This window comes from Gynuella sp., from assembly GCF_050297175.1.
Taxonomy (GTDB): Bacteria; Pseudomonadota; Gammaproteobacteria; order Pseudomonadales; family Natronospirillaceae; genus Gynuella.
On record NZ_JBNKSF010000009.1, the window covers coordinates 26,415 to 51,606 of the forward strand.

Annotated in this window: 21 protein-coding genes; 15 read left to right on the forward strand and 6 right to left on the reverse strand. The window is 46.9% G+C overall.

The genetic code is table 11. The features are described from left to right. Positions 1-11: 11 nt before the first annotated feature. Entirely contained in the window at positions 12-617 is a 606-nt protein-coding gene (locus tag ACQY6I_RS03580) for a YitT family protein (RefSeq protein ID WP_428240103.1), read from the reverse strand. Between the two features lie 946 nt (positions 618-1,563). Here ACQY6I_RS03580 and ACQY6I_RS03585 point away from each other — a divergent pair. The 4 genes from ACQY6I_RS03585 (at position 1,564) to ACQY6I_RS03600 (ending at position 9,595) form a co-directional block, all read left to right on the forward strand. Next, entirely contained in the window at positions 1,564-2,001 is a 438-nt protein-coding gene (locus tag ACQY6I_RS03585; RefSeq protein WP_044618306.1) for a universal stress protein, read from the forward strand. A gap of 9 nt (positions 2,002-2,010) precedes the next feature. Further along, positions 2,011-3,582, forward strand: a complete 1,572-nt coding sequence (locus ACQY6I_RS03590) for an alanine/glycine:cation symporter family protein (protein WP_428240104.1) — start codon at positions 2,011-2,013, stop codon at positions 3,580-3,582. Between the two features lie 359 nt (positions 3,583-3,941). After that, positions 3,942-6,794 (forward strand): valine--tRNA ligase, encoded by a 2,853-nt coding sequence (locus ACQY6I_RS03595; protein WP_428240105.1) that lies wholly within the window; start codon positions 3,942-3,944, stop codon positions 6,792-6,794. 677 nt (positions 6,795-7,471) lie between these two features. After that, positions 7,472-9,595 (forward strand): hypothetical protein, encoded by a 2,124-nt coding sequence (locus ACQY6I_RS03600; protein ID WP_428240106.1) that lies wholly within the window; start codon positions 7,472-7,474, stop codon positions 9,593-9,595. Between the two features lie 70 nt (positions 9,596-9,665). On the opposite strand, the gene ACQY6I_RS03605 is transcribed toward ACQY6I_RS03600, so the two are convergent. Further along, complete coding sequence (locus ACQY6I_RS03605) at positions 9,666-11,087, reverse strand: PLP-dependent aminotransferase family protein (protein WP_428240107.1); 1,422 nt, start codon at positions 11,085-11,087, stop codon at positions 9,666-9,668. A 162-nt stretch (positions 11,088-11,249) separates the two neighbouring features. On the opposite strand from ACQY6I_RS03605, the gene ACQY6I_RS03610 reads away from it, so the two are divergent. Next, positions 11,250-11,819 carry a pyridoxamine 5'-phosphate oxidase family protein gene (locus tag ACQY6I_RS03610; RefSeq protein WP_428240108.1) on the forward strand — a complete coding sequence of 190 codons (570 nt, stop codon included), beginning with the start codon at positions 11,250-11,252 and terminating at the stop codon, positions 11,817-11,819. A gap of 92 nt (positions 11,820-11,911) precedes the next feature. On the opposite strand, the gene ACQY6I_RS03615 is transcribed toward ACQY6I_RS03610, so the two are convergent. Beyond that, the gene (locus ACQY6I_RS03615) at positions 11,912-12,136 is read right to left on the reverse strand and encodes a hypothetical protein (RefSeq protein WP_428240109.1); all 225 of its coding nucleotides are present in this window, start codon (positions 12,134-12,136) and stop codon (positions 11,912-11,914) included. 213 nt (positions 12,137-12,349) lie between these two features. Between ACQY6I_RS03615 and ACQY6I_RS03620 the strand changes: the two genes are divergently transcribed. Then, positions 12,350-13,606 (forward strand): EAL and HDOD domain-containing protein, encoded by a 1,257-nt coding sequence (locus ACQY6I_RS03620; RefSeq protein WP_428240110.1) that lies wholly within the window; start codon positions 12,350-12,352, stop codon positions 13,604-13,606. Between the two features lie 13 nt (positions 13,607-13,619). Here the strand turns inward: ACQY6I_RS03620 and ACQY6I_RS03625 are convergent, their stop codons facing one another. Further along, the gene (locus ACQY6I_RS03625) at positions 13,620-14,954 is read right to left on the reverse strand and encodes a dihydroorotase (protein WP_428240111.1); all 1,335 of its coding nucleotides are present in this window, start codon (positions 14,952-14,954) and stop codon (positions 13,620-13,622) included. 196 nt (positions 14,955-15,150) lie between these two features. On the opposite strand from ACQY6I_RS03625, the gene ACQY6I_RS03630 reads away from it, so the two are divergent. The 5 genes from ACQY6I_RS03630 to ACQY6I_RS03650 all read left to right on the forward strand — a co-directional run bounded on the left by ACQY6I_RS03630 (position 15,151) and on the right by ACQY6I_RS03650 (position 18,379). After that, positions 15,151-15,990, forward strand: coding sequence for a 6-pyruvoyl trahydropterin synthase family protein (locus tag ACQY6I_RS03630; protein ID WP_428240112.1), 840 nt, complete (start codon positions 15,151-15,153; stop codon positions 15,988-15,990). A gap of 176 nt (positions 15,991-16,166) precedes the next feature. Then, positions 16,167-17,549, forward strand: a complete 1,383-nt coding sequence (gene cysS, locus ACQY6I_RS03635; protein WP_428240113.1) for a cysteine--tRNA ligase — start codon at positions 16,167-16,169, stop codon at positions 17,547-17,549. Positions 17,550-17,584: 35 nt separating this feature from the next. Further along, positions 17,585-17,842: a membrane protein insertion efficiency factor YidD gene (yidD, locus tag ACQY6I_RS03640; RefSeq protein WP_428240114.1), complete on the forward strand. Its 258-nt coding sequence runs from the start codon at positions 17,585-17,587 to the stop codon at positions 17,840-17,842. Then, positions 17,838-18,026, forward strand: coding sequence for a Trm112 family protein (locus ACQY6I_RS03645; RefSeq protein ID WP_428240139.1), 189 nt, complete (start codon positions 17,838-17,840; stop codon positions 18,024-18,026). The genes yidD and ACQY6I_RS03645 overlap by 5 nt, the downstream gene beginning before the upstream one ends. Next, positions 18,023-18,379, forward strand: coding sequence for a sirohydrochlorin chelatase (locus tag ACQY6I_RS03650; RefSeq protein WP_428240115.1), 357 nt, complete (start codon positions 18,023-18,025; stop codon positions 18,377-18,379). Before ACQY6I_RS03645 ends, ACQY6I_RS03650 begins: the two co-directional genes overlap by 4 nt. Here ACQY6I_RS03650 and ACQY6I_RS03655 read toward each other — a convergent pair. Further along, positions 18,370-19,488, reverse strand: coding sequence for a mechanosensitive ion channel family protein (locus tag ACQY6I_RS03655; RefSeq protein ID WP_428240116.1), 1,119 nt, complete (start codon positions 19,486-19,488; stop codon positions 18,370-18,372). The genes ACQY6I_RS03650 and ACQY6I_RS03655 overlap by 10 nt on opposite strands. 129 nt (positions 19,489-19,617) lie before the next feature. Between ACQY6I_RS03655 and ACQY6I_RS03660 the strand changes: the two genes are divergently transcribed. Further along, complete coding sequence (locus tag ACQY6I_RS03660) at positions 19,618-19,998, forward strand: SirB2 family protein (protein ID WP_428240117.1); 381 nt, start codon at positions 19,618-19,620, stop codon at positions 19,996-19,998. Between the two features lie 71 nt (positions 19,999-20,069). Here the strand turns inward: ACQY6I_RS03660 and ACQY6I_RS03665 are convergent, their stop codons facing one another. Then, positions 20,070-20,399: a hypothetical protein gene (locus ACQY6I_RS03665; protein WP_428240118.1), complete on the reverse strand. Its 330-nt coding sequence runs from the start codon at positions 20,397-20,399 to the stop codon at positions 20,070-20,072. Positions 20,400-20,646: 247 nt separating this feature from the next. Here ACQY6I_RS03665 and ACQY6I_RS03670 point away from each other — a divergent pair, with 247 nt between their 5' ends. The 3 genes from ACQY6I_RS03670 (at position 20,647) to ACQY6I_RS03680 (ending at position 25,120) form a co-directional block, all read left to right on the forward strand. Further along, entirely contained in the window at positions 20,647-22,071 is a 1,425-nt protein-coding gene (locus ACQY6I_RS03670; RefSeq protein ID WP_428240119.1) for an adenylate/guanylate cyclase domain-containing protein, read from the forward strand. Continuing rightward, positions 22,068-23,117 (forward strand): hypothetical protein, encoded by a 1,050-nt coding sequence (locus tag ACQY6I_RS03675; RefSeq protein ID WP_428240120.1) that lies wholly within the window; start codon positions 22,068-22,070, stop codon positions 23,115-23,117. The genes ACQY6I_RS03670 and ACQY6I_RS03675 overlap by 4 nt, the downstream gene beginning before the upstream one ends. A 65-nt stretch (positions 23,118-23,182) precedes the next feature. Then, positions 23,183-25,120 (forward strand): VacB/RNase II family 3'-5' exoribonuclease, encoded by a 1,938-nt coding sequence (locus ACQY6I_RS03680; RefSeq protein WP_428240121.1) that lies wholly within the window; start codon positions 23,183-23,185, stop codon positions 25,118-25,120. Positions 25,121-25,192 lie beyond the last annotated feature (72 nt).

Sequence of the window (25,192 nt, forward strand, 5' to 3'; positions counted from 1 at the left end):
CCCCACCTTCTTCAGGCAATTCGATATCGTCCTGGCTTGTGGTTTACCGCAATCACCAGATTCAGCATGATGACTGAAAGAACCGAGATGGCCAGAACCTCAAAACTAACGAGAAAATAAGACACCAGCAGGATGGCGCAATCCACCGCCAACTGAAAAAAGCCTGCCCGGATGTTGAACCGGTGCTGTAGGTAAAAAGCCAGAATACCAACCCCGCCCAGACTGGATTTATGGCGAAACATTATCAACATCCCCACACCAATCAGAATACCTGCCATAACACCAGCAAAGTAAGGGTTGACATGCTCAAGAACCACAAACATACCAATATACTCAGAGAAGACCGATACGACAGTAACGGAAATAAATGTGTTCAAGGTAAAGCGCAGGCCAATTTCCTTCCAGGCGAGATAGTAGAATGGCAGGTTCACAATAAAAAAGATCTGTCCAAAACTGAACGGTAATAATTTTGAGCCCACCAGTGCGATACCGGCCGTCCCGCCCGTCAGTAGCCCTTGGGATTTAAACAGAAATACGCCGAAAGAAATAAATAACCCGGCACTGAACAGTGCAAACAGGTCCTCAAAGAGACTATGAAGAGAGTCATCAGATGCCATAGATAAACCTTATAAAAAATTAGCCGCGGGATTATACACGTTCCCCCCGTCAGGTTAATCATGTCACATAAACCACCCTCAGATGAATTTCAATGAGAAGTCTATTTGAGAGAATAAGGTTGGTCACAAAATAACCAGCCATCGAAATAATCGATAGCACGCTTCCCTCGGTGGGCTATTTTTTGCACAACAGACAGGCTTGAGAAGAGACCTCGCTTCCACGAGAAAAGCCATCTGCATCTACAAAAAGCCTCATAACCAAAACGCGTTCATTGTCCTGAACAGTTGGGAGGTTTACATGATCAGCTTTGCATAGGTTTTCAGCAGTGCCTGCAATTTTCTGATTATTCGTTCGCTTTAAATATCTGCTTTTTTAAAAATGGAATTTTTATAAAATGGTATATCATGATGAAAGAAAAGCTATTTATGGATGTGGACATTTATGAACCATAAAACCGAAAATAGACTTAAATAGAAGTATAAAACCATATTTTTTAAATTCCCCAGACTGTATCGGATATTTTCCGTCTATCTAAAGCAGATCAATTTCAATAAATCAACTGGATTTTTATCTACTATTCCCCCATCCCAATAATTTCGTATCCTTGCCTACCAACAGATAGCAAACGTCTCAAAAAAGTACTATTGCTGTGTTTTCAGATAATCATAATAAACACTGAAAAATAAGGAGGCTGTTGATATCTGGATTGGATGTTTCACTCCAACTACCGGCATCAGAGTGCTCTTGGACATCTCGCATAAAAGAGAATTTAAGGAGGCATCACCTAACAATGAAGCCGACAGTCTCCCGTGGAAATACATCCTTATTCAAACACTGAAAAACCATAAAAAGTCGCTTTCGGCAGTACATTTTCAAAACAACTTGGAATACTGGAGCCTTGAAATTATTCGGCACCTTAATACACCTAACAAGAGATCAGCGGATATGTCTACAACATTGATTGTCGGAATTGATGGCAGCGAAGCCGGCCAAAGAGCCCTCGCTCATGCCAAACGACTCGCCACCTTGATTGGCGACTGCACTCTGACCCTGGTATACGTGATTGAATGGTCCCCGTACAGCTTTCAAACCCCGGAAGAAAATGCACTCAGAAAAAAACGACGGGAAGAAGCCGTTGTCAAAGCCCGAACCCGGGTCATCGAACCTAATGTGGAAAATCTGATCAAAGAAGGCTTTCAGGCTGAAGGCGTTGTGCTGCATGGAAAAGTAGCCCAGTCACTGAATTCAGTCGCGTTGGAAAAAAATGCCGATCAGATTATTGTCGCCAGAGCCTCCGAACATGGATTGACAGCACGAGTATTTGGCAGCGCTACCGCCAACCTGGTTATGCATGCCAGCGTTCCTGTCACCGTCGTCAGTTGAGATTTGTACATGACCAGAAAACATTTTTTATTTTCCGTTTACATATCGTTGGTAACCATGTTGTCCAGCGGCATGGCGCAGGCAAAAAGCATTGATGAGTCTGTCAACACCATATTCTCTGCCGCCACTGGCTGGTTTGTTTCACTGATATTTGCTCCGATTCCGGGTACCTCCTTTCCCTGGATCGTGGTCTGGCTGGTAACTGCAGCGACTATTTTCACCGTTTATTTCGGCTTTTTGCAGTTCCGTACCATTCCCCATTCAATCGCCCTGGTTAAAGGTGATTATGCAGACCCCAATGACGCCGGTGAGGTGAGTCATTTTCAAGCCCTGGCCACTGCATTATCTGGTACCGTCGGCCTTGGCAACATTGCAGGTGTGGCCGTTGCAATTGGCATTGGTGGTCCAGGTGCCACTTTCTGGATGATCATGGCCGGCTTGCTTGGCATGGCCTCAAAATTTACCGAATGTACCCTGGGTGTTAAATATCGCAACGAATATAAAGACGGCAGTGTATCGGGTGGCCCGATGTATTATCTGTCCAAAGGCTTTGCTGAAAAAAACCTGCCTGGCGGAAAAGTGCTGGCGGTTATGTTTTCGATTTTCTGCATCCTTGGTTCGTTTGGTGCCGGTAATATGTTTCAGGCCAATCAAGCGCATGCCCAGATCAGCGGACTGTTTGGCAACTATCCCGGCTGGATTACCGGACTGGTATTTGCTGTATTAATTTTTCTGGTCATCGTCGGTGGCATCCGTTCAATTGCGAATGTGACTGAAAAAATCGTTCCAATTATGGGCCTGCTATATGTTGGCAGTGCCGTAGTTATTCTGATACTCAATGCAGATAAAATACTCTGGGCCATCGAGCAGATCTTTGCGGGTGCGTTCACTGGCCTGGGCGTTGCTGGCGGCCTGACCGGAGCATTGATCCAGGGCTTTAAGCGGGCAGCGTTTTCCAATGAGGCAGGCGTCGGTTCAGCGGCCATTGCCCACTCCGCCGTACAAACCAAAGAACCAGTCACCGAAGGTTTGGTTTCATTGCTCGAACCATTTATTGACACAGTGGTGATCTGCACTATGACCGCTCTGGTTATCATCATAACCGGGCAATTAATTACTAACCCAGAAACCGGAAAATTTCTGCTGGATGAAACCGGCCAAATTGTTACCGCTCATGGTAGTTCCGGCGTGGCGCTGACATCAGATGCGTTTGCCTCTGCCTTCAGTTGGTTCCCTTATCTGCTTATGGCTGCGGTTATCATGTTTGCATTTTCGACCATGATCAGCTGGTCATATTATGGCCTTAAAGCCTGGACATTTTTATTTGGTGAAACCCGGAAAGCAGAACTGACGTTTAAATTATTATTCTGTCTGTTTGTGATCGTTGGTGCTGCTTCCAGTCTTGGACCCGTTATTGACTTTTCCGACGCCTCCCTGTTTTCAATGGCGGTTATAAACATCATAGGTCTCTACGCCCTGATGCCGATTGTGAAAACTGAATTGAATTCCTACATGGCGCGGTTACGGAATGGTTCAATTGTGAAATACAAAAACAGCAAAACCCGGGAAGCCAGATCCTGACGATGAGGGATCTGTCTACAACTATGCAGAGGGGTGAAGTCCATATTCTCCAGAACTCCTCTCCCTTATGAACAAATGCGGATCCCACCGATCCAGGACAGTCTTTCAGATAACCGGTTATTAGGACCGGTTATCGAGCACCTGCCGTCCAGATGGACAACAACCTCTCAGTGCCCGTACTCCCATAACCCGCACACTCATTAGCATTACCACCCAATATAGATAAAACCACCTTCAAGATAACGGTATAAATCAAAATAAACCATATTTCCCACTCTTAACGCCTCTCCGGGTATGTTCAAATATGTATAATCTCCAGACTTTTCAGTTCCACCCAATTCATCAGACAGCGATTTCGAATGGACAAAACATACCAACCCCATGACATAGAAACCAAACATTACGAACACTGGGAACAAAACAACTGGTTCACGCCATCCGGCGTCGGTCCTGGTTACAGCATCATGATCCCACCGCCAAATGTCACGGGTAGCCTGCACATGGGCCATGCCTTTCAGCAGACCATCATGGATGCGCTGATCCGTTATCATCGCATGCAAGGGCACAACACACTTTGGCAACCAGGTACCGATCACGCAGGCATTGCCACGCAAATGGTTGTGGAGCGCTTGCTCGCAGCCGAAGGAAAAACTCGCCACGATCTTGGACGAGAGGCGTTCATCGACAAAGTATGGAAATGGAAAGCCCAATCCGGTGGCTCCATTACCGGGCAAATGCGTCGCCTGGGAGACTCTGTCGACTGGAGTCGCGAGCGCTTCACCATGGACCCTGGTTTAAGCAATGCTGTTAAAGAAGTGTTTGTGCGTTTGTATGAAGAAGGGTTGATCTATCGTGGTAAGCGTCTGGTCAATTGGGATCCAAAACTTCATACCGCCATTTCTGATCTGGAAGTGGAAAGCAAAGAAGAAAATGGCCACCTCTGGCATTTCCGGTATCCCCTGGCCGATGGTATCAAAACTGCCGATGGCAATGACTACCTGGTCGTTGCTACAACCCGCCCGGAAACCATGCTTGGCGACAGCGCGGTTGCAGTCCACCCGGAAGATGAGCGCTATCAGAATCTGATTGGTCAATTTGTAACGCTGCCCATTGTGAATCGCCGAATTCCGATCGTTGCCGACGATTATGTCGACCGTGAGTTTGGTACCGGCTGTGTCAAAATCACCCCCGCTCACGATTTTAATGACTATGAGCTGGGCAAACGCCATAACCTGCCGTTGATCAACATATTCGATCAAAGTGCTCACATTCTGGCTGTTGCAGATGTATTTGATTTCGACAGTCAGGCAATTCCCGGCATTGATGCAACGATGCCGGTAGAGTACGTCGGCCTGGAACGTTATCAGGCCCGCAAACGAATCATTCAACAGTTCGAAGAAGCCGGTTTGCTGGCACAGACTGACGATCACAAACTCATGGTTCCACGTGCTGAACGTTCCGATGTTGTGGTTGAGCCGTGGCTGACCGATCAATGGTACGTCGCCACTCAAGCACTGGCAGAACCTGCCATTGCGGCAGTCGAAAATGGCGACATTCAGTTTGTTCCCAAGATGTTCGAGAACGAATATTTTCACTGGATGCGTAACATTCAGGACTGGTGTATCTCCCGGCAGTTGTGGTGGGGCCATCAGATTCCTGCCTGGTATGATGATAGTGGCAAGGTCTATGTTGGACGGAACGAACAGGAAGTACGCAATAAGTACCAATTGGATACGAGCGTGACACTGCGTCAGGATGAGGACGTACTCGATACCTGGTTCAGCTCCGCGCTATGGACATTTTCCACCCTTGGATGGCCTGAAGACGATAACCTATTGAAGATTTTCCATCCCTCTAACGTTCTGGTTACGGGGTTTGACATTATCTTCTTCTGGGTGGCCAGAATGATCATGTTTACCATGCATTTCATCAAAAACGACGACGGCACCCCGCAAGTACCCTTTAAAACCGTCTATGTCACAGGCCTGATTCGTGATGAAAACGGCCAGAAGATGTCCAAAAGCAAGGGTAACGTACTTGACCCCATCGACCTGATCGATGGTATAGACATCGACAGTCTGGTGGCCAAACGTACCAGCGGATTGATGTTACCGAAACAGGCTGCCCGCATTGAAACCAATACTCGCAAATCGTTTCCCGAAGGGTTTGCTGAAAGCGGTACTGACGCACTACGGTTCACCCTGACGTCACTGGCTTCGCTGAGTCGGGATATCAAGTTCGATATCAAACGTCTCGAAGGGTATCGCAACTTCTGCAATAAGATTTGGAATGCCGCCCGCTATGTTCTGCAAAACACAGAACATCAGGATTGTGGCCAGACTGGTAACACTGTCGAACTGAGCCTGGCTGATCGATGGATCACTTCGAGGCTGCAAAAACTTTCTCAGGAAGTACACAGACATGTTGCCCAGTATCGTTTCGATCTCATGAGCCAGGTACTTTATGACTTTATCTGGAACGACTATTGCGATTGGTATATTGAACTATCAAAACCCGTTTTCTGGAATGAAAACAGCCGCCCGGAACAACTAAGAGGCACTCGCCAAACACTGATTCAGGTATTGGAGACATTAATGCGACTGGCTCATCCGGTTATGCCATTCATAACGGAAGAGATCTGGCAAAGTATTAAGGAACTCGCCGGTGCGCAGGGTCAGACCGTGATGTTGCAAGCTTATCCTCAAGCAGACGATAACAAAATCGATGAGCAGGCCGAGTATGATATCGAGTGGCTCAAAGGCGTTATCGTTGGTGTTCGTAATATCCGTGGTGAGCTGAATATTTCTGCCGGTAAAGAATTACCCCTTCTGTTACAGAATGGTTCCACTGAAGATAAGCAACGTCTGACGGATAACCACACCTTCCTGGTCAAACTGGCCAGACTGGAAAGCATCACCTGGCTGGAAGCCAGTGAAGAGGCACCGATGAGTGCCACTCAGCTTGTCGGTAACATGAAAGTTCTGGTTCCCATGGCTGGTCTGATTGATGTGGACGCAGAAAAAGCCCGTCTGAAAAAAGAAATAGACAAAGCAGAAAAAGATTTCTCCCGCATTAGCGGCAAACTGACCAACGAAAGTTTTGTGAATAAAGCCCCAGAAGCCGTGGTGAATGCCGAAAAGGACAAGGCCGCCGCCCTGAAACAAGCCATCGCCAACCTAAGAGATCAAATCGATAAACTGGATCAACTTTGACCTCAATATCCTGCGGGCAGCCTAATGATGCTGCCCACATCCTCTTCTGTTTATGGCAACTAAAGGAACCCTAAAAAATAGACCATTTTTCAGAGGCACCCTAAATTTCTACGTCATAAAACTGTCATAGTTATCTTAAATATCCGTTTATTATCCAGCTGCCAATACTTGATGCATAGTTCAACTCCCACCATCGTATGAAAACTTATAAACAATTCATACGTTGACTCTTATTTCAGTTTTTGCACCCTCGGCGTTTTTAGCACCTAGTTTGCATAGAAACCAGAATCCAATTGCCGGTATATATCCTACTTTAGTATCAAAATAGATAAACGCGGATTGGTTATCAGATATATTGTCAACGATAGTATTTAATAAGTACCAACCAGTATTTGGCAATTTTCAATTGGATAGAAATATTTCAAACGGATAGGAAAAGCAACCAAACGTTTCATCCGTATATCAGTTATACATGAAGACTGCAGATTGTTTCTGCATAGTTTTAGTCGATATTGGCCAAAGTGGGTTTGCCAAAAAATCAGTCTGGTTATGTATGTTTGCAAGCGGGGGTTTTTGCATTTTTTTGGGCAATGATTTGATGAAACGGCTGGATAGTACCGTGCTCCGATCTTATCAGCATGGTTTCAATAAGCGCTTTTTTAACTACGAGAAGAACAATGAACAAACAACGTATTTGGCTGCAGCACGCAGTAAGGTCATTGCTATTGGGCTCCTGTGTGGCAGGCTTCGCGACAACAGCTTTGGCCGACAATAACTATTTCACAGTGGAAAAAATTGACTGTACTACACCGGTCACAGGCAATACAAAAATAGAATTGTTTTCACAAGTGAATCAGATCATCTGGGGATGGAACCATATTGCCAGTTCTGCCACCGAGTTCGCGAATGTTCAATTCGGCTACGACAGTGACAAATATCGGGTGGACAATGCCAGCATCCAGCATGACAGTTCATGTGAAGATGAGTTTGTCTATAAGACCATTCTGGTCAAAAAATATGCGGATTGGGATTCTCAACACGCCAATGGCCTCGGCTATGATTTTGATCAGGAAGTTACTTTTGGCCAGCTTCAGGATATTGTGCTCGACCTGAAACTCAACTCTGCAGAGACCCATATCGATCATGAAGAATTCCTTAACAGTTACTCTGGAATTGTTTCCCAAGATGTACTGGAACAGATCGACCAGGGTAAGTTCAATCTCGGGATTTCTCTGACTGGTCAGCTTTTACCCTTACCCGGCAATACTGAAGTCAACTTTAACGGTTCAATCATTATCGAGCTCGATCAGAGCGAGTTGTCTGATCAATGGCTGCGCCTGGTGATTCCAGCTGACGCTTTCACCTACTATACCCAGAAAGGCTATGACAAAGTCACCGACAACCTGAGTCTGGATGATTTCCAAACCTTACTGTTAAAAGGGATACGCATAAATCCCGAAACCACCAGCGGCCTGGTACTCAGAAATAAAATCAGCAGTGAGTTTGAAAATCTTGATATCACAGAACATTTCAAAGAAGAAGGCATCTCGATTCATAACCTGAGCCTGCGACTGAAAGAAACAGACCCAACCGATAACGGCAATACCGGCGGCGATTCGGATGGAAACTCAGGTTCTGATGATGGCGGCACTGCTGGCAATGATAACAGTGGTAGTGAAGACAGTGGCAACGACAATGGCAGTAACGAGGACAATGGCTCTGATACCTCGAACGACAATTCCGACAACTCCTCTTCACCGGTTTATATAGAACAGCTAAGTTCCTGCGTGGAAACCCAGGAGCCGGCTTTATCATCTCTCATGATCTTTGATCAGTCCGTTGATCATCTGACCAACGATGACAGTCACTGGATCAAAGACAAATACATGACTCAGAGCTGGAGCAAAGTTTACAACGCTTGGGACGCAAGCTCAGCAAACGTCTTTAAATTCATGAAAGATGACTACAGTGTGAAGCTGGACAGCCTCGTACAGGATGATCAGTGTGACAATCTTCAGGTCATGAAAACAATTCTGGTTAAGAAATACGCTGACTGGGACAGCCAGCATATGTCCGGTCTCGAATTCCGATTCCCCGCCGCAAACCTGAAGTTTGGAGACTTAAAGGACATCGTACTGGAAACCAAGATCAATTCTGATCAGACTGCCATTCCAAGCCGCGAAGATTATCTGAATACCTATTCGAGCTACACGTCCACAGCCAACCTGGAAGCCATGGATCAGGGTAAAATCAACCTGGGAGTAACTCTGTTCGGAGAAAACTCTGATGATCAGAGCATTGAAACCTTTCATGGTGCCATTACCCTTGAGCTGGACCAGGATAACGTCGCTGATCAATGGCTACGCATTGTAATTCCTGCTGATTCACTGTCTTACTTCGTACAGAAAGACTGGGGCAACACAGATAAAGATCCGAAAGACTATGCTGATTATGCGCTGGTCGGTTTCCGCATTAACCCGGAAACCCATACCAATCAGGTACTCAGAAGCTTCATCACGGACGCATTCGATTCTTCTGTGCCAGAGATGTATAAAGAAGAAGGTCTTTCCGTACGCAAAGTTGCCATCCGTGCCAATAGCGAAATATCTCCGGACGTCATCAGCGATGATGCTGAAGACAATGGCGACACAAGTAATGGCCCCGATACTAATGGGGATAACAATACCGACAGTACAACGTCATCTGACAGCGATGATTCAGCATTTGGAAGCTTCGGCATGTCGGCACTGTTGCTGCTGGCCGGACTGTTTGGTTACAGACGGAATAAGCGCACAGCCTGACCATTACCAGTGGCGCACCAGGTGATGGAGCGCCACTCCATCACCTCATTCATTTCTTCACGACAGGTGGTCACACCTGTCGTAACAACTCGACCAGATCGATAATCTGCTGTTGGCTGGCGTTAGCATAACCAAGTACCAGTCCTGTCTGACAATTACGATTGATAAAATAACCAGACAATGGCATACCTCCAAAGCCATGTTGTTTGAGCAACAGCAATGTCCGCTGTTCGTCAATATCACCACGTAGAACAACGTGCATCCCAGCACTTTGCACCACCGGTGTCAGGGTTTCATTTCCCCTGGACTGCCACTGATCAATCAGCAACTCCCATTTCTTTTGATATAACTGACGCATACGCCGCAGATGTCGGCTGAAATGCCTTTCCGCCATGAACTGGGCCAGAACGGCCTGCTCCAGCGCAGGAGAAAATCCCTGAACATACTCTTTGATCGATATCGCCGCCGGCATAAGCGCTTCAGGCAACACCAGATACCCTATACGTAAAGCCGGAAACAAGGTTTTGGAAAAGCTGCCCAGATAAATGACCGGCGCTTGCGATACCAGTGAATGCATGGCCGGAAACGGCTTTTGATAAAAGTGAAACTCACTGTCGTAATCATCTTCAATAATCCAAACCTGATTTTTTCTGGCCCAATCCAACAACTGCAAACGTTCCGACACATTCAGAATGCCTCCCAATGGATATTGATGAGTAGGTGTACAGTAAAGCAGCCTGGCATTTGTGGATAACGGCAATAAATTCACTTTCAAGCCATGCTCATCGACATCCACAGGCAGCGGTTTAGCCCGCGCCACTTGAGCGGCTTTATACATACCACGGTAACCTGGGTTTTCGATCAGGACTTCATCTCCCGGATTCACCAATAGACTGATGACAACATAAAGCGCCTGCTGTGCCCCCTGGGTTAACAATATCTGCTCCGGATGACAGGAAACGCCTCTGGACTCACGCAAATAACTACTGATCTGATGACGCAGATCCGACAACCCCTTATGCTCACCATACCCCATAAGTGCCATCCTGGATTCATTCAGGCGATACAAGCGATTCCAGATCCCAAACGGAAAATGCTTCAAATCCGGCAGTCCGGTCGTAAATGGCAAATAAGATCCTCCAGGATGCTTCTCCGGCTCCAATAAACTTTCAGCCAGTTCTGAACAGGCAAATAAGGTCGCACGACCGGCCGGTGAAACAGGTTTCGGCATCACCTGATCATCAAAACGATCTCCATTCACATACCAACCTGAACCAACACGACTGACAATGAACCCTTCAGCACGCAACTGATCAAAACTGGCATTCACGGTGTTACGACTCACCCCCAGCAATTCAGCCAACTGTCGGGATGATGGCAGCCGCGTATCCGGTTGCAGCCGCTGATTAAGTATATTCTGACTGATAAAACGGTATATCTGGTCCTGTAGTGGCTGATCGCGTTGTATATCCAGCTCGTTAAACACTGTCATTTGTCATCCTGCAACCCATCAATATCACTGTCTCAAAATTGGTACTATCAATCTAACTAAATTGGCACTTTTAACGATACCAATTATGACTACTATAAATAGACACCCACAAGAGGTGTGTTAGGAAACAGACAATTTTTAAGAGTAACAACAGGAATGACCATGACAGACGCATTTACCATTACCAGCCGCAATCAGGTCAAACGTGGCTCCAAAAAAGCGGACTACAGGAAGGAAGCCGTGTATCGGCTAATAGACAAATTGAAAACCGGTCATGTTGCATTTGTGGAAGATAATGAACCGCGCAGTCTGCCTTTGACGATTTGGCGTATCGGCGATGACCTCTATTGTCACTCAGCCAACAAAGGAAGATTTTCCAACGCCCTGATTTCAGGCCAGCTCCTGTGTATCTCTTTTGCGATCAACAATCAGTGGGTGATGTCAAAGTCAGCTTATCACCACAGCGCCAACTATGAATCCGCCATACTGTTCTGTACTGGTGAACGCCTGAGCGCAGAAGAAGATTTTCATCGGGTTTTCAAAGCGGTGATCAATCAGATTGAACCTGACAGATGGGATCAGATTCGCCCCCCCAGCGCCAAGGAAATGAAAGCAACCACGCTCATTAAACTGACCATACAAAGTGCTTCATTTAAATCCCGGACCGGAGGACCCAATGAAGAACCTGAAGATATGGAAATTCCTGTATGGCATGGCGTGCTGGATGCTTGAACCTAATAATGCCGTTATTCACATACAGCAATTACGGGTATTTCCAAAGCTGTGCAAAAGCAACAAAATGACATAAACGCGCGGGCGAAGTATCAGGCTGTATCGCTGTCCCCTGGCGGCAGTTGTGGTGCCGGAACCGCGCGTTCCAGTCTCATGCGGATTTGACGCATCTCCAGTTCAATCTGCTCACATACAAGATAGGTTTTGGCCAGACTTATTTTCATTGCCCGGGCTTCGAGACCGGCATCTTCTACCACTTGCTGTAGCTGCATGGTCGGTGTTTTTCGCTTGCTGGCGGATCCGAACAATGTTTTCATGGCTCTTGTTCTCCGGGAAGACAAAAATAACCATAGCCCAAGTACCGCTATAAATCAGTATTTTCGTCGATTACAGCCATTACCATCTAAAACAATTATTATGAAAATTTTATTCCACCTCTTGTGGAAGCAGTCTCAAACAAGACCAAATGGTTAGCTGTCGATGATAAACCGAACTACAATGTATGAAATAATCGCTGCTTTACCGATGTTATGACTGAAACTGTGTTATTTGCCCGACAACCAATTTTAAATCGCAAACAAGAAGTCATTGCTTACGAGCTACTGTTTCGTAATGACCTCCAGACTGAGCGAGCAGTGATTGAGAGTGATGAAAAAGCCACGTCATCGGTCATTATCAATGCGTTTACCAGTACGCAAATGAGCTCTGTGACCAATAACAAACTGGCATTTATCAACTTTCCTGCTTCTATGCTGAAGAACATGCCTGACCTGTCTCCAGATTCTGTCGTGTTGGAGCTGCTGGAGACCATTCACTATACCCCAGACGTGCTTGAGGATGTCATTGCGTTAAAGAAGCGAGGGTTTCGGGTCGCACTGGACGATTTTCTCTTTAAGGCCGAGTCCAAGAAAATTGTGCGCTATGCCGATATCATCAAGCTGGACATCCAACAGATCAATAAAAAGGGTCAGCGAAGATGCATGGACATTATGGCTAAACTGGATGTGGATTTTCTGGCCGAAAAAGTTGAAACCGAGAGTCAATTCATCGATTGCATGTCGATGAACTACAAATATTTTCAGGGTTTCTTCTTTTCCAAACCGGATCTCATCAAAGGCCATGCCCTAGCACCCGATAAATGGGTGGTATTAGAGCTGATTACGGAGTTGAATCAGAAGGAACTCGACATAAAGAAGCTGTATGAAATCATCTCTCGAGATTCGATTCTGAGTTACAAGCTGCTAAGACTGATTAATTCGTCGTTCTATCGTCGCGCCAAGGAAATTGAAAGTCTGCACCACGGCATCGTTATGCTGGGGGTGGAAAAAATCAAAAACTGGGCCAACGTGGTAGCGCTTACCCAGTTAGAAACCAGCTCTGAGGCATTGCGTCATCTGGCTCTGGAAAGGGCACGATTCTGTGAGAACCTGGCTTTTACCGTAAAGGGAACTGATCCGCAGATCGCTTTTACTGTCGGCCTGTTCAGCTGTCTGGATGCGTTCACCCTCAAACCGCTGCAAGAGCTACTGACAGACCTGCCTCTGCACGAAAGTATTAAAGAAGCTCTGCTCCACCACAAAGGCGTGTATGGGTATTTGCTGCATGCCATCAAAGCCCACGAACGAGCACTCTGGGGAAAAATCAAATGGCAGGCACTCGGGAAGTTAGGCTTGACCGAAGAGGTATTCGAACAAGCCTATCAGGATGCCCTTATGCTGGCTGATGGAATTGTGCCCATCCTGACGGAACGGGTCGATGTCTCGAACAGTTCCAACCAAATGAGCTGACCTTTACCTGGTGTCAACGATTAAACAGTAGTCGCTGACCTTTATTTTCAGAAACGATCACCCCCTTCTCAAACATCACCTCGCCGTTGACTAACGTGGTCTGAATGGCACTGCTGAACTCATAACCGTCAAAGGGCGTCCAACCGCACTTTGACAACGCATCAGCATGTTGACGCCGGGTGGGTTTATTCAGATCGACCAACACCAGGTCTGCCCAATACCCCTCTCGAACATAGCCCCGGTCCACAAGATCAAAACAGTCTGCCACCGCATGACTGGTTTTTTTCACGATCTGCTCCAGGCTGAATATGCCGCGATGGTAATGCTCCAGCAACGACAATAGGGCATCCTGAACCAGCGGAAGACCTGACGGGGCCTTGAAATAACTGTTCTGCTTCTCCTCCCAGGTGTGAGGAGCGTGATCCGTAGCGATAATATCGATTCGATCTTCCTGAATTGCGGTCAATATGGCCAGACGATCCGACTCCTGTTTCACTGCCGGATTGCACTTAATGAGTGCCCCTTTACTATCGTAGTCCCCATCACTGAAAAACAGGTGATGAACACAGGCTTCCGCGGTAATTCGTTTATCCCGGTGATCTCCAGCTGCAAACTGAGTCAGTTCTTTTTCTGTTGTCAGATGCAGCACATGCAGTCGGCTGTTGTGCTTGCGGGCCAGTTCAATGGCCATAGAGCTGGACATGTAACACGCCTCTTCACTGCGGATCAAAGGATGAAACGACATAGGCACGTTATCACCGTACATCCCCCGATAACGGTTCTCGTTGGCCGTAATTGTAGGCGTGTCCTCGCAATGCGTGGCAATGAGAATCGGCGATGAGGCAAAAATATTTTCCAGAATAACCGGATCATCAACCAGCATATTGCCGGTGGAAGCTCCCATAAATACTTTCACCCCACAGGCTGCTTTTGGATCAAGCCGTTTGATGACTTCAAGATTGTCATTGGAAGCGCCAAGATAAAACGAGAAATTAGCCAGCGACTTCTGTGCCGCACGCTGATACTTGTCTTCCAGAGCCTGCTCATCAATAGTCAGCGGGTTCACATTGGGCATTTCCATATAACTGGTAATTCCGCCAGCAACGGCTGCTCTTGATTCAGTGGCAATTTCGCCTTTATGAGTCAGCCCAGGCTCCCGAAAATGGACCTGATCATCAATCATTCCAGGCATAAGGGTCAGTCCAGTGGCATCGATCACCCGCTTACTCGCCAATGCACTCAAGTCTTTGCCCAACTGGCTGATACGACCATCCTCAATAGCAACATCCAGTTGTCGGATCTCCCCATCCGAAACAACATTTGCATTTACAATGAGTAAGTCTGTCATTTGTTTCACCATCGGTTAAAATCATCGTTTGTTATTCTAACAGGCTCTATCTACATTTTCTGTCTTCAGTACCTTCTGAAAAAACGAACTGTTTGGGAAAGATTCCAACCCTGGCAACTAAACAATTAAGCCTTACGTCATATAGTGCTAGAATCGGCGCCCTTTTTTTTCTTATCAACTAACCTGGAAATATTACATGGCAAGTTTATTTGTTGAGGAACTCACCGTTATGGACTTCAGCTACCTGCACGCCCTGAGAGGGATTGTTGGGGAAAGCTGGATCGTTGATATCATTCTGGAAGGAGAACTCAATAATGAAGGCATGGTGTTTGATTTCGGACTGGTCAAAAAAGAGATAAAACACGCCATCGATGAAGGCATGGACCACAAATTTCTAATACCGGCCTCTATTGCCGGACTTCAGATCGTAGAAGATGACGAGGATTTTCGTTTCTGCTTTGAAAATGTCACCGGTATGAAACTGTGCTATCGCTCTCCCCGGGAGGCGGTGTATCTCCTGGAAGCAGACAGAATTAATACCGAAACCGTTACCCCCATTTTGGAAAAACACCTGAAAACCATCGTGCCGGCTAATGTCAGCAACGTCAAAGTCAAACTCAGGGCACAGGAAATTGAAGGAGCCTACTACCACTACAGTCACGGGCTCAAGAAACATCAGGGAGACTGCCAACGCATTTGTCATGGGCATCGCTCCCCCATCAAAATATTCATTGATGGCAAACGCAGTGGTGAAGAAGAATTCATCATTGCCAAGCAATGGCAGGATATTTATCTTGTTACCCGCGAGGATGTCCTGCACCAGGATGGTATTTATATAACACTGGGGTATGAAGCCGAACAGGGATACTTCGAGTTGACGTTACCGAAGGCTAGTTGTGATTTCATGTCGGGAGACAGCACGGTCGAACTGATTGCCGTACACCTGGCGGAACACATCAAAGAACGACATCCAAATAAGAAAGTGGAAGTCCAGGCCTACGAAGGCTATAAAAAAGGAGCTTTCGCGAATGCTTGAGCCTTTGTTAAACTAATCAAACACTGTATCCAAACCATATTCCGGAACGTTACCAATGTCCATGGCAACAACCTTTCAACATCTGCGCCCCTTTCAACACAGTGAAGGCTGTTGAGTCGGCAGCACTCTAAACATAGTCATAACCAATTAATACTGCCGAACAATACAGGACACCCATGGAAATCAAAATTCACAATACCCTTGTGGGTAGCAAACAGGTTTTTCAGCCCATTGATCCGGAAAAGATCACGATCTATGTCTGCGGACCAACGGTCTACAACCGCATTCATATTGGCAATGCCCGTCCGGCCGTCATTTTCGACACTTTTGTCAGGCTATTGCGACAGATCTATCCCAAAGTCCTCTATGCCCGCAACATTACGGATGTGGATGACAAAATTAATAACGCAGCCCGGGAACTGGGAGTCGACATATCCGTCGTGGCAGAAAAATATGCTCTCGCTTATCAGGAGGATATGGCGGCACTCCATAACTTGGAGCCAGATATTCAGCCCAGAGCCACCGAACACATCGACGAAATGATCAACATCATTCAGGCACTGATTGACCGGGGACACGCCTACGTCAGCGACCACCACGTGTTGTTCAATGTTCCCTCGATGGCAGATTATGGAAAGTTATCCAAGCGAAACATCGACGACATGATCGCCGGTGCCCGGGTGGAAGTGGCCAGTTACAAAAAGGATCCTATGGACTTTGTACTCTGGAAGCCCTCTTCTGATGACCTTCCCGGCTGGGACTCCCCCTGGGGACGTGGCCGCCCTGGATGGCATATCGAATGTAGCGCCATGATTCAGAAACACCTGGGCGAAACCATCGATATTCACGGTGGCGGTGCTGATCTGGTCTTTCCACATCACGAAAATGAACTGGCTCAGGGAACCTGCTGCCATGATCACCCGGTCGAGTATGTGCGCTACTGGATGCACAACGGCATGTTAAATATTGGCGGCGAAAAGATGTCCAAATCCCTGGGCAACTTCATTACGGTTGCCGAGTTACTGGAACAATATCAGGGGGAAGTTCTACGCTTCGCTCTGCTCAGTGCCCAATACCGATCACTACTCAACTTTACCGATGACCTGCTGGATCAGTCGAAAGCAGCAGTAGACCGATTTTATACGGTTCTACGGGAGTTGAAAGACGTTGAGGCCTTGCCAGTATCTGAGTTTTCGTCTCTGGCTGTGGTCAAAGCTCTGGCTGACGACATGAATACGCCAGAAGCCCTGGCCGCCATGCATCAGCTTGCCTCCGAGCTGTTTAAAAGTACCGATCCGGCAGAAAAGGCTAAACTGAAAGGGCAGTTCGTCACCTCAGGTCAATTACTGGGGCTTTTTAATCACGACCCGGAACAATGGTTCAAACAAGGCGATGCCGACAGTCTCAGCGAAGCAGTCATTGATACCAAAATTCAGGAACGCGCCGATGCCAAAAAAGCCCGTGATTTTGGCAAGGCTGATGAAATACGCAACTGGCTGCTGGAACGAGGGGTCGAAATCCAGGACACGCGTGAAGGCACGCGCTGGCAAAGAATCTGATTCAGATCGGAAAAACTGACTAAAGGTAGAACATTATGCGTTGGCTACTCACTGGACTGATTAAATTTTACCAATGGTTTATCAGCCCGGTGCTGGGGCCGCGCTGCCGTTTTTACCCAACCTGTTCCAATTACGCATTGGAAGCCATAAAAAAACACGGGGCATTGCGCGGTAGCTGGCTGGCCATAAAAAGGATTGGCAAATGTCATCCATGGCACCCAGGTGGTATCGATCTGGTACCTGAGCCTCATTGCCCACATAAGCACTCTCATAAGGATACTCATTGTGATTGATCCGCAACTATTAAAAGTACTGGTCTGTCCGGTCACCAAGGCACCGGTTACTCTCAGCGACGATAAAAAAGAACTGATTTGTAAAGCCAGCCGATTAGCCTACCCTATCCGTGACGATATTCCGGTCATGCTCGAAAGCGAAGCCCGGAAAATCGGTCAAGACGAATACGAAACATTGAAATGAAAGGTTTGTTATTGGTTGCCCATGGCAGCAGATTAGTGGAATCCAATAACGAAATCGAGGTGCTCAGAGATAAACTGCGCGCGGGAAACAGTGATTTCGACTGGTTGGATATCGCTTTCCTGGAACTGGCCTCCCCTCAGGTGGGTAGCCAAATAGACGCAGCAGTACAATCGGGGGTTACCGACCTGAAGGTTTTTCCATACTTCCTTGCTGCCGGCTATCACGTTCGAACCGACCTGCCTGAATTACTGGAACATGCCCGGGATAAATATCCAGACCTGTCTATCACCCTGGCACAACATCTCGGTGCCAGGGAGGAACTGGTATCACTGATTCTTAAACACTACGACTGAGACTCTGACGCCAATCCGGCCAATTCCGGAGTCGAGGCAAGGTGAAGTGTTGTGGTGGGAAACGCAATTTCCGCACCATGATTGTCAATGATCTGATGAATCTTCAGCAGCACATCCTGTTTGATACCATGATACTCAATCCAGTCAGTGGTTTTGGTAAACGTGTAAACAAAAAAATCGACTGATGACGCATTAAATGCATTGAAGTTGACAATCATAGTTTGCCTTGTATCGATGGCGTCATGTTGTTGCAGCATGGCTTGGACATCCTCAATAATACCGACCATCACACCCACGTCATCATAACGCACACCAATGGTTTCATAGATTCTGCGATTGGTCATACGTGAAGGGTTTTCCACGCTGATACTGGAAAACACGGAGTTCGGAACGTACAGCGGCCGCTTGTCAAATGTCCGAATGATGGTCAGCCTCCAACCAATATGCTCAACCGTGCCTTCAATTTCCTTGTCTGGTGATTTAATCCAGTCTCCAACCGCAAATGGACGGTCCAGAAAAATCATCAGACCTCCAAAAAAGTTAGCCAGCAGGTCTTTAGCAGCAAAACCCACAGCAATACCACCAATCCCACCAAATGCCAGCACCCCTGAAATCGAGAAGCCCAATGACTGCAGTATCACCAGTACGGCCGTGATGACCAAAGACACCCGAACCAGATTGCCCAGAGCCAGCGCCGTTGTTTTATCCATTGGCGACTTAACCATGCCAGGATCTGAAAAACCGGCTTCGATTTCTTTTGTAGCTGACACCAGGAACCATGTCACGAGCACAATAGTGGAAACTTTGCGCGCCGGATCAATAAACGAAAAAATTGGCTCCTGAGAAACCTGATAAACGATCTCACCAGCCCACAGCAGGCCAATGACCCATACCAGCATGCGGGCGGGTCTACGGGCAGACCGAATTAGCGCATCATCCCAGATAGTTCTGGTTTTGCCGGCCTTTTCCTCCAATCGATCCAGCACCCGTTTGGCAACATAGCTGGTAATCATAGTTGCCAGAATCACAATAAAGATCTGTAATATCCAGACCTGCTCTCCCAAAATCTGCTGAACTTCTTTCCACCATATTGCGAACTGCTCTGTCATTTGCTAAACCTTACTGCCTCTAAATAAAATCGTGTGGCCGTATACGGAACCCCACAAACCTTATACGAAATAACTCTTTTTGACCAAGTATCCTTGCCAGACACTCAAACCATCGATCAGGAACCCTGAATGCTCTACCTTGCTATAAAACATCTACATATGACAACCGCCATTTTGTCAGGTATCGGATTTTTGATTCGTGGGATACTGGTACAGATGGAACAACCTGTGATGCAAAACAGGTGGTTGCGAATACTCCCCCATATTAACGATACCATCCTGCTATTTTGTGCAATCTGGCTGGCATGGAAGTTACGGTTGGTACCCGGGCTGGACCTATGGTTAAGTTGCAAAATATTTTTGCTGATACTCTATGTGGTCTTCGGAGTATTTGCATTACGCAAAGGCAGAGGTCAAAAACAAAAGGCAGGATTTTTTGCCATGGCCTTGTGGTGTTATCTGTCCATTCTCGCCATCGCCATCAACCGGCCTTTGTTTTTAATATTCTAATAAATTGTTGATGTTTCACTTATGTTGAGAATACTGTGTTTGAATATCAACAACCAACTAAACGACTCAACTCAAGATTCCGCCGGAACGTCTTTTTCAATCTCGCGCGCCTGTGCGTGCTGACAGAGAAAAGTTTGATGCTTGGAATAGCAGATGAAAGCCTTAAGTATTGTAAAGGTACTTAGTCCGGCAACTCCGAATGCAAGTTCGGTGGAAACCCCAAAAGTCATTCCAGCGTAGCCAAACAGCGACAAACTCGACCAGCCCAGGCCCAAATACAAAACCCACCTACGCCAGCAGCTACCACCATCCAACGCATATATGATCATTGGCACAGCCAGAAAAACCAATACCGTCAAAGGATTACTTAAAAACAGTTCAAAATAAAATGGATGATTCATGTCTATATACAGCTTCTAAACACATGGACAAAGTTTACCGCCAGTTCAATTATGAAATAGCCAACAAGCGCAAAAAACAATCTTTTTTTACCTTTTAACTCTGATAACGGCGTCACATATTCAGCGTAATCCAGTGAAACTTTCGATAGACTTAACAAATCCTCAACTTTACATACTTTTTGAGCACAGTGACGTATTATTCCCTTACCCTTTGTTTCATTAAAGATACCGTGACAGACTCGACAGAATGAGAGGACTCAACAAAGTTCCGTTTGCATATAAACTAAGCCTGACCATCAGTGGTATGGTATTAAGCATTTTATTTGTGGCATCAGGGCATATTGTCTCCCGCCAGCAGCAATTGATAGAACAACAGTTCACGGACGGCGCCAATACCACCATTCAGCAATTGGCATCCAATGCTGTCGAGTTGGTATTTACGGAAGACCAGTTGGCATTGAACAGCCTGGTTTCTTCAACCACTGGCCTGGAGCAGATTCTTGGAACCGCCATTTTAAATCGCGAGGGAATCACTATTGCCTCGGCGGGCATTACTCCCAATGACGGTTTCCTACCATTGGATGATCCATTTCTCCCCAACGGTTATGAATACCGGTGGCCAAACCTAACGGACAGTAATGCACTGGTCAGTTACGTTTATCCGGTGACGTTCAAAAGCATTGTCGGTGGTTATGCACTCATCACCATGTCCCGAGCACAATTGGAAAAAACCAAAAATGATGTGTATTGGTCACAGGTATCCACCGCGATTGTGCTGGCGGGACTCATTACCTTGGTAACGGTGTTAATCAGTCGTAAATTTGCAAAACCAATCGACGCTCTGGTTGAGGCCACTAAAGCCATCCAGGAAGGAAAATATGGCTATCGAATCCGCTCTCGTCATCGCGGTGAATTTCATCAGGTCGTTGATTCATTCAATAAAATGGCTGAGGGTATTGAACAGAAAATCCGGGTTGAATCAGCGTTCAATCGTTTTGTCTCCAGCCGGGTTGCAGAAAAATATATCCGCGACGCAGACTCTATTGAGCTTGGCGGCCAGATTGTCAATGCTTCAGTGCTGTTTGTAGATATCGTGGGCTATACGGCCTTATCGGAATCCATGCCCCCACAACAAATGGCCAAACTTCTTAACGAACTGTTTGAATTCTTTTCCTTTGCCGCCAACCAGACCGGCGGGATGGTGGATAAGTATATTGGCGATTGTGCCATGCTGGTGTTTGGTGCGCCGGAGAAAAACAAGAACCATCACCTCAGTGCAGTCTACTGCTCCCTGTTGATTCGTTCGATGATGCAGCAGTTCAACCGTCGACGCGAAAAACAGGGCCTGGATGCGGTCGAAGTCAGAGTTGGGATCAGCTCTGGGGAGATGCTGGCGGGAATTCTTGGGAGTTCTGACCGAGTACAGTACACTGTCATCGGTGACCCGGTAAATTTATCCAGCCGTCTCTGCGCACTCGCGCCGGTCGGTGGAATAATTGTAGACATTCAGTTTTTTCAATATGCCAACATTGACGACGATATCGAGTATCGCCCTTATCGCTCAGTTCTGGTAAAAGGCAAGAAACTGCCGGTTGAAACCATAGAAATTATTTCTATCAAAGGCCATTGGCAACGAAGTATCGACCTGACCTGTAAAAAACTCATTTCATGAAATATTCCGTTATTTTATTGCTGACCTGTTTTGTTCTTCAGGGATGCAGTCAACTCCATATTCAGCCTAGCACTCCCGAAGCCAGACTGGATAAACTGCTTGAGCAGGAAAAATATCACAATGCCCGCCTGTTACTCGCACATCAGAACGATAAGGCTCTGGTAAAACACTATACTTCTGCTCTGAATATGCTCGAACCAAAGAAAATCAACGAGATTATTCGCATATCGGACGAAGCTATAGAGGAACAACAGTGGTTCAGAGCCAAGCAGATTGTCGAGAATGGCATGCACTTGATTGGCCAAAAACAGGAACTGAAAAAACAACTGCAAAAAATCGTAGATCTTCGTAATCAGCATATTCGGACCCACCAAAACAGCCTTTTACTGAAACGGGCACATTTTCTGTTGCAACAGTATTCGGACATCGAGGCCATTGCCGAAGCACTGCCAAGAAACAGAGCCATGCAGATTGAGTACCGAAACCTCAAACAGGATATGAAGACATCAGCACGACAGCTCTATGAACTCGCGCAGACCACACTCGAACAGGGCGATGCAGGGAAAGCACTGAGGGTAGCCAATCTTTCTTACCAGCTACATGCTGACATTGATACCCGAGAACTACTGATCCAACTGGAAGAGGACCGTCGAAAGAATCGAAGCGAGCAGCAGACGCAAGCCTCCGAAGCACGATCCAAGCATGTGGATTCCCTGATAATGGCCTGTGACCAGGCGATGACCGATGGCAACCTGTTATCGGCCAAGACACTGCTGGAACAAATCAAACAAACTTCGCCAAATCCGTCCGATTGGCTATTGCGTCAGAAACGGTTGGACACCCGCATTGCCCAGCAAGTGCAAAATGCCTTGGATGAAGGGCAGGTACTCTATAGCGAAGGCTTTATACAGGAAGCCGTCGATTTATGGACCAAAACAGAAAAACTGGACCCTGATAACGAAACTCTGAAAGAATATATCTCACGTGCCAGACGGTTTCTGGAAAATATTGAGAAGCTGTCTGACCAAACTTCACCATCTGAATAAAAAGACAAATCAATACAACTCGCTATAATAGCCGACCGTTTCGTCAATCAGCCCCGGAAATAGACATGCTAGATGCCAACGCCCTCGCCGCTTTAAAACAATTAAAATCAGATATCCGCGAAAATAAACAGCTCTATACCGGCGTTGTCAAAGGATCCAGCAACCGTTTCAGCTTTGTGATTCGTGACACCGACCAAGTAGAGTTTTTTCTGCCACCGCAGGAAATGGACAAGGTTTTACCGGGGGATCATATCGAGTTCGAATTGGCCAAAGGAGAAAAAGACCGGGAATTTGCAGTTGTCACCAAGTTGAAACACAGCTCAATGGACCTGTTTGTAGGTCGCTACGAGGTCAAGGGTCAGGCTCATCTGGTTCAGCCGGATGACCTGATGATCAACAAAGCGTTTTTCATTCCCCCGAAAGACCGGAAAGGCAACAACCAGGATTTTGTGGCATGCAAAGTTACCCGCCACCCGTATCCCGATGGAAAAGCCCAGGCCAAAATTCTCAAAGTCATCGGTAACAAAGGCTCTGCCTTCATTGAACACGAATTTGTCAAAGCCAGATTCGGACTCAGCAGTGAGTTCTCTCTGGCAATCAGTCAGCAAACCGACGAGCTTGACGCCAACCTGATCGCCAGGATTAAAGACCAGAGGGTCGACGAAACCGCAACACCTTTTGTCACGATAGACAGTGCTGAAACCCGGGATATGGATGATGCCGTCTGGGCAAGCAGCAATGAAGATGGTTTCGAACTAAAAGTCGCGATTGCAGACCCAACACCATGGTTCAAGGAAGACTCTGACATTGACCGTGAAGCATTCATTCGTGCCATTTCGACCTATCTACCAGGTCAGACGATCACCATGTTGCCCACCAAGCTGTCACACAACCTCTGCTCTCTGGTACCCGGTTATGACAGACTGTCCCTGGTCGCAACGATTAAACTGGATCACGACGGCCATGTTTTGGGTTATCAGTTCAGTTCCGCAGTCACCCACTCTCACGCCAAACTGAACTATCAGGAAGTGACCGATTTTCTGGAACAGGATAAAAACCTCGGCCAACCGGAAAATATCTGTCAATCGCTGAAAACACTGGCCATGGTTCATCAAAAACTGAATCAACAGCGTACCCAACAGGCACTGGTCATGGAGGATCGACCGGATTATCGCTTCAATCTGGATGATAATGGCAAACTGCTGAGTATTTCCCGCGAAGACCGTATTCTGGCGCAAAGTATCATTGAGGAGTGCATGCTACTGGTCAATCGCCTGGCAGCCGACTACCTGAACCAGCATAACGCCGGGCTGTTTATCAATCAGGAAGGTATCCGCAAGGAAAAACGTGAGGAATTCAAACAGCTGATCCAGAAGCACTGTACGGATGTTACAGAAGTTGATGTGGACACACTCCAGGGGTTTATTCAACTGGCCAAAACCCTGTCGTCACAACATCCCTATATACGCGAAATATCCACTCGCTTGTATGGCCGCTCGGAAATCAGCCATAGCTGTAACGGTCATTTCGCCCAGGGCTTCAACAGCTATACCACGATTACCTCACCTATACGGAAATACGTCGATTTGTTTAACCATCGACGGATACAGGAAATCCTGTCGGGTCACCCCTGCAAAGCCATGCCGGCGGAGAAGCTGGACTCACTCAAACAGTCTCTACTGAACAGCCGTGGGGCCGGTCAACAGGTCGAAGCCTGGCTGGTTTGCTCATATATGGAGAACTTTGAAGGTATCGAGTTTGACGCTGAAGTGAACTATATCAACGGCATCGGCCTGGGTGTACGACTGACCCACAATGGTGTGGATGGTTTCGTCGATTTCCGTAACCAGAAAATTAAATCTGACTTCAATGCGGAGCTGATGAGCCATACCGTTGGTGGCGTGGAGATCAGACTGGGTCAAGCCGTACGTGTTGAGCTGGATGGCATCAATAACGAACGTAAGCAGGTACAGTTTAAATGCCTTGATCTGCCGAATGCATGATGGGCACGCCGTCTAAACATTGATTGCCCCTTTTCCTGGCGGGTTACAGAAACATCATTAGTAACATGACGT

Excerpts from the sequence above, each read along its gene's own strand:
- ACQY6I_RS03585 (WP_044618306.1), top strand. The coding sequence starts at position 1,564 with ATGTCTACAACATTGATTGTCGGAATTGATGGCAGCGAAGCCGGCCAA.
- ACQY6I_RS03600 (WP_428240106.1), top strand. The coding sequence starts at position 7,472 with ATGAACAAACAACGTATTTGGCTGCAGCACGCAGTAAGGTCATTGCTA.
- ACQY6I_RS03680 (WP_428240121.1), top strand. The coding sequence starts at position 23,183 with ATGCTAGATGCCAACGCCCTCGCCGCTTTAAAACAATTAAAATCAGAT.
- yidD (WP_428240114.1), top strand. The coding sequence starts at position 17,585 with ATGCGTTGGCTACTCACTGGACTGATTAAATTTTACCAATGGTTTATC.
- ACQY6I_RS03665 (WP_428240118.1), bottom strand. The coding sequence starts at position 20,399 with ATGAATCATCCATTTTATTTTGAACTGTTTTTAAGTAATCCTTTGACG.
- ACQY6I_RS03620 (WP_428240110.1), top strand. The coding sequence starts at position 12,350 with ATGACTGAAACTGTGTTATTTGCCCGACAACCAATTTTAAATCGCAAA.
- ACQY6I_RS03650 (WP_428240115.1), top strand. The coding sequence starts at position 18,023 with ATGAAAGGTTTGTTATTGGTTGCCCATGGCAGCAGATTAGTGGAATCC.
- ACQY6I_RS03605 (WP_428240107.1), bottom strand. The coding sequence starts at position 11,087 with ATGACAGTGTTTAACGAGCTGGATATACAACGCGATCAGCCACTACAG.
- ACQY6I_RS03615 (WP_428240109.1), bottom strand. The coding sequence starts at position 12,136 with ATGAAAACATTGTTCGGATCCGCCAGCAAGCGAAAAACACCGACCATG.
- ACQY6I_RS03675 (WP_428240120.1), top strand. The coding sequence starts at position 22,068 with ATGAAATATTCCGTTATTTTATTGCTGACCTGTTTTGTTCTTCAGGGA.
- cysS (WP_428240113.1), top strand. The coding sequence starts at position 16,167 with ATGGAAATCAAAATTCACAATACCCTTGTGGGTAGCAAACAGGTTTTT.
- ACQY6I_RS03595 (WP_428240105.1), top strand. The coding sequence starts at position 3,942 with ATGGACAAAACATACCAACCCCATGACATAGAAACCAAACATTACGAA.
- ACQY6I_RS03590 (WP_428240104.1), top strand. The coding sequence starts at position 2,011 with ATGACCAGAAAACATTTTTTATTTTCCGTTTACATATCGTTGGTAACC.
- ACQY6I_RS03660 (WP_428240117.1), top strand. The coding sequence starts at position 19,618 with ATGCTCTACCTTGCTATAAAACATCTACATATGACAACCGCCATTTTG.
- ACQY6I_RS03655 (WP_428240116.1), bottom strand. The coding sequence starts at position 19,488 with ATGACAGAGCAGTTCGCAATATGGTGGAAAGAAGTTCAGCAGATTTTG.
- ACQY6I_RS03625 (WP_428240111.1), bottom strand. The coding sequence starts at position 14,954 with ATGACAGACTTACTCATTGTAAATGCAAATGTTGTTTCGGATGGGGAG.
- ACQY6I_RS03670 (WP_428240119.1), top strand. The coding sequence starts at position 20,647 with ATGAGAGGACTCAACAAAGTTCCGTTTGCATATAAACTAAGCCTGACC.
- ACQY6I_RS03630 (WP_428240112.1), top strand. The coding sequence starts at position 15,151 with ATGGCAAGTTTATTTGTTGAGGAACTCACCGTTATGGACTTCAGCTAC.
- ACQY6I_RS03610 (WP_428240108.1), top strand. The coding sequence starts at position 11,250 with ATGACAGACGCATTTACCATTACCAGCCGCAATCAGGTCAAACGTGGC.
- ACQY6I_RS03580 (WP_428240103.1), bottom strand. The coding sequence starts at position 617 with ATGGCATCTGATGACTCTCTTCATAGTCTCTTTGAGGACCTGTTTGCA.